Genomic DNA, 4,657 nt, shown 5'->3' with positions numbered 1-4,657 from the left:
GGGTCTCGGCCACGTGGAGGATCCCACCGCCGTGATGCACGAGGTGGGAGGCGAGCAGGCCATGGAGCCGCTGCGACTCACCGCGGCCGATCTGGCCGCGCTCCACAAGCTCTGCGGTCGGCGCTGAGCCGCGCCGGCCCTTCCCGGCCGGCCTGACGGCAAGCTCGGCCGGTCAGCCCTGAGCCAGGAAGTTTCCCGCTTCGAAGGCTACCGGTGGAGCCGTGTCGTCGAAGCAGACCCCGATCTCCGTGCTCTTTCCACCCATCACGCTCATGGCGTATCTCCCTCCGCCTCTTCTCCTGGACCCTGGCGCTGGCGGCAGTCTACAACGGTCACGCGCCCGAGGAACGCGCCTTGACCTGCCGCACGACCGGCTGCTAGTCTGCCCTGGCTGCATCACTCCGCGACAAGGAGGCGCGAATGATTCGAGCGCTCGGGATGGCCGTGCTGATCGTCGCGATGGCCGCGGGCATGGCGCGGGCGGACGATCCCTACCCCACGCGGTCGATCTCCATGGTGGTCGCCTTTCCGCCCGGCGGCGTCGCGGACAACACGGCGCGCCCCGTGGCCGCGGCGCTCGAGCGCATCTTGAAGCAGCCGGTGGCCATCATCAACAAGGCGGGGGCGGCCGGCGCGGTGGGGAACCAGACGGTGGCCACGAGCAAGCCCGACGGCTACACGCTCCTCATGGCCCTCGTGAGCGTCTCCGTGCTGCCGGAGGTCGACAAGCTCTTCGGGCGGCCGCCGAACTACACGCGCGATCAGTTTACGGGCATCGCCCGGATCAACGCCGACCCGTCCATGCTCGTCGTCCGCGCCGACACCCCGTGGAAGACCCTGAAGGAGTTCGTGGATGACGCGAAGAAGAAGCCCGGCGAGATCGTGTTCAGCTCTTCCGGCCTCTACGGCGCCGCCCATGTCCCCATGGAGATGCTCATGCAGGCCTCCGGCATCAAGCTGCGCCATCTGCCCACCACGGGCGGCGGCCCCATGATGAATGCCATCCTGGGCGGCCACTCGCAGGCGGTGATGACGCCGGTGAGCCTGGCCGTGGCGCACATCAAGGCGGGCAAGCTGCGGCTGCTCGCCCATACGGGGACGGCGCCCGTGGCCGCGTATCCGGACGTCCCCTCGTTCAAGTCGCTCGGCTACGACGTCGAGTACACGGCGTGGGCGGGGCTGGTGGCGCCCGCCAAGACACCGCCCCACGTCATCAAGATCCTGCGCGACGCGACCCGGCAGGCCGTCAAGGAGCCCGAGGTCGTCAACTCGCACGCCAAGCTCGACACCCCCATCGCCTACATGGACGCCGATGAGTTCAACGCGTGGTGGGCCAAGGACGCGGCCCGGCTCGCCGAGGTCGTGAAGAAGATCGGAAAGGTCGAGAGCGCCCAGTAGTGCCGACGACAGGCTTGTGTCGACTCATGCGCGCATACGCACTCCCCCTCACCCTGCCCTCTCCCCCGCGACGGGGGAGAGGGATAAAACGAGCCTTGGCGCGCGCACTTCTAGCTCTGATCCCTCTCCCCCAGTGGGGGAGAGGGCAGGGTGAGGGGGAGCACGTAACGCACACAGTGCGGCTAGCGCGATGACAACGGATCGACTGGCCGGCGCCACGCTTGTCCTCATGGGCATCGTCACCATCTGGCAGAGCCGTGCCTTCCCCCTGGGCTCCCTGCGCCGGCCCGGCCCCGCGTACATGCCGGTGGTGCTCGCCATCCTCCTCATCGCCTTCGGCGTGGCGGTGTATGTCATGGGGTCGCGCGCTCGTGGAGTGGCCGAGGTGGGCTGGCATGAATGGCGCCATGCCATCGCGATCTTCACCGCCTGCGCGTTCGCAGCGTGGGGGCTCGAGCGCCTGGGCTACCGGATCACCATGGCGGTGGTGGTCGCCTTCCTCATCCTGGCGCTCGAGCGCAAAGGGTGGGTCCTCGGCCTCGCCGTGACAATCGTGATGGCGTGGGGATCCTTCTACGTCTTCGACACCCTGCTCAGGGTGCCCCTGCCCCGGGGACCCTTCGGGCTCTGACGTGCTCGAGACACTCCAGAATCTCGGCCTGGGCTTCTCCGTCGCCCTCGCTCCCCACGTCCTCTGGTATGGCTTCATCGGCTGCCTGGTGGGCACGCTGGTGGGCGTGCTTCCTGGGGTGGGGCCGCTGGCCGGCATCAGCCTGCTGCTTCCCGCCACCTATGGCCTCGATGCCACGAGCGCCCTCGTCATGCTGGCGGGCATCTACTATGGCGCGATGTACGGTGGCTCCACGACGTCCATCCTGATGCGCATCCCCGGCGAGGCCGCCTCCGTGATGACGTGCATCGACGGCTACGCCATGGCGCGCAAGGGACGCGCGGGGCCAGCCCTGGCCATCGCCGCCGTGGGCTCCTACATCGCGGGCACGGTGAGCGTCGTCCTCCTGATGTTCCTGGCCCCGCCCCTGGCCGCCTTCGCCCTCCGCTTCGGCCCCCCCGAGTACTTCTCGCTGCTTCTCCTCGGGCTCCTCGTCCTCGCCTACATGAACTCGGGCTCGATGCTGAAGGGGCTGGCTATGGCGGCCCTCGGGCTGCTCCTGGGCATGATCGGCATCGATCAGATGTCCGGCTACTTCCGCTTCGCCTACGGCATCGCCGAGCTGGGCGACGGCATCGGGGTGGTGCCCGTCGCCGTCGGGCTCTTCGGCCTGGCCGAGATCCTCCTCACCGCGGGAATGGCCAATCCGCCGGAGGTGATCCGGCCGAAGCTGCGCGACCTCTTGCCCTCCCGTCAGGAATGGCGAGAGGCCAATTGGCCGATCTGGCGCGGCACCGTCATCGGGTTCCTCATCGGCATCATCCCGGGCTCCGCCCACGTGATCTCGACCTTCGTCTCCTACGCCGTCGAGCGCAAGGTGTCGAAGCACCCGGAAGAGTTCGGCCGCGGGGCGGTGGCGGGCGTGGCGGGGCCGGAGTCGGCGAACAACGCGGCGACCTCGGGCGCCTTCGTGCCCATGCTCGCCCTTGGTGTCCCCGGCGTGCCCGTGGCCGCCCTGCTCCTGGCCGCCATGATGGTCCACGGCGTGACGCCAGGGCCGCTCCTCATCCATCAGGACCCCAAGCTCTTCTGGGGCTTCATCGCCTCCATGTACGTCGGCAACGTCATCCTGCTCATCCTGAACCTCCCGCTGGTGGGGCTCTTCGTGAACCTGCTCAGAGTGCCGTACCCGGTCATGTACCCCATCATCCTCGTCTGCTCCATTCTCGGCGTCTACGCCGTCAACAGCAGCGTGGTGGACGTCTGGATCATGCTCGCCACCGGCGTCCTCGGCTATGTGCTGCGCAAGCTCGACTTCGAGACAGCGCCCATCGTGCTCGGGCTGGTCCTCGCCCCCATGATGGAGCTCTCGCTCCGCCAGTCCCTGGCCATGTCGGCCGGGAGCTATCTCATCTTCGTCACGCGGCCGATCTCCCTCGTGCTGCTAGGCGTGGGCGTCGTCCTCGTCGTCCTCGCGCTGCGCCCCCTGATCACCCGCTCCCTCGACTGGCGTTCTCGCCTTCCCGCCGAGAGCGAGAGCTAGCGCGTCATGCGCCAACACACCGCCACCCTCACCCTGACCCCCTCCCTCTCCGAGGGAGAGGGAGACAAATATCCCTCTCCCCCGCTTCGGGGGAGAGGGCAGGGTGAGGGGGAATGCTTGGGCTAGATGGCCGAGCATGCGGGAGCCGTCCGCCGCCGCGAGGACCCGCGGCTCATCACCGGCACCGGAGAGTTCGTCGACGACTTCCGCGTTCCGGGCTGCCTGCATGCCGCGATGCTGCGCTCGCCGCATGCCCATGCGCGCATCCGCTCGATCGACGTCTCGGCGGCCCGGCGCGCCCCCGGGATAGTCGGCGTATTTCTCGCATCCGATCTGGGGAGCGCCGGCCAGGCCATCCCGATCTACGCGCCGCATCCCGCCCTGCCCGTGGCCTGCGGCATCCGACCTCTGGCCGGCGAGCGCGTGCGCTTCGTGGGCGAGCCCGTGGCCGCGGTGATCGCCGACGACATCTATCGCGCCTGGGACGCCCTCGATTTGATCCGAGTCGAGTACGAGTCCCTGCCCGCCCTCGTGGACGTGGACGCGGCCCTCGCCCCGGGCGCGCCCGTCCTCCACGAGGAGGCGGGAGGCAATGTCGTCGCGGAGTGGCGCCAGCGCGTGGGCGACGCGGAGGCGGCCCGGCGCACCGCGGACGTCGTGGTGAGGACGCGGGTCAGTCTCGCCCGCGGCGGCGCGCATCCGCTGGAGCCGCGGGGCCTCGTCGTCCGGTGGGCCGACGAGCGTCTGACCATGTGGGGCGCCGTGCAGATGGTCCACCGTCATCGCGGGGTGATCGCCGCGGCAGCTCGGCCTGCCCGAGGAGCGCGTGCGCGTGATCGCGCCACCCGACGTGGGCGGCGGCTTCGGCACCAAGGGGATGTACTACCCGGAGTACGTCGTGGTGGCCGCCCTCGCGCGGCAGCTCGACCGCCCGATCAAGTGGATCGAGACACGGCGGGAGCACGCGCTGGTCGCCTGCGTGGAGCGGGACCAGATCCACGACGTGGAGCTCGCGGCCACCCGCGAGGGCACGCTCCTCGCGCTGCGGGACGATTTCCTCCACGACATGGGCGCGTACACGATCTCGGGGCTGAACCTGCCGCAGA

General features: G+C 69.4%; 4 protein-coding genes. All 4 read left to right on the top strand.

Annotation, left to right across the window (positions count from 1 at the left end; translation table 11 throughout):
• Positions 1-420 precede the first annotated feature (420 nt).
• On the top strand, positions 421-1,398 hold the full coding sequence (locus VGT00_07065) for a tripartite tricarboxylate transporter substrate binding protein (GenBank protein ID HEV8531156.1): 978 nt from the start codon (positions 421-423) through the stop codon (positions 1,396-1,398).
• Positions 1,399-1,588: 190 nt separating this feature from the next.
• Positions 1,589-2,029: a tripartite tricarboxylate transporter TctB family protein gene (locus tag VGT00_07060; protein ID HEV8531155.1), complete on the top strand. Its 441-nt coding sequence runs from the start codon at positions 1,589-1,591 to the stop codon at positions 2,027-2,029.
• Position 2,030: 1 nt separating this feature from the next.
• The gene (locus tag VGT00_07055) at positions 2,031-3,551 is read left to right on the top strand and encodes a tripartite tricarboxylate transporter permease (protein ID HEV8531154.1); all 1,521 of its coding nucleotides are present in this window, start codon (positions 2,031-2,033) and stop codon (positions 3,549-3,551) included.
• 832 nt (positions 3,552-4,383) lie between these two features.
• A partial coding sequence (locus VGT00_07050) for a molybdopterin cofactor-binding domain-containing protein (GenBank protein ID HEV8531153.1) occupies positions 4,384-4,657 on the top strand: 274 nt, incomplete at its 3' end.

It is taken from the genome of Candidatus Methylomirabilota bacterium, from assembly GCA_036002485.1.
Taxonomy (GTDB): Bacteria; Methylomirabilota; Methylomirabilia; order Rokubacteriales; family CSP1-6; genus AR37.
Note: the sequence above shows the minus strand (reverse complement) of the source record. Positions and strands in the feature narration are given on the sequence as shown.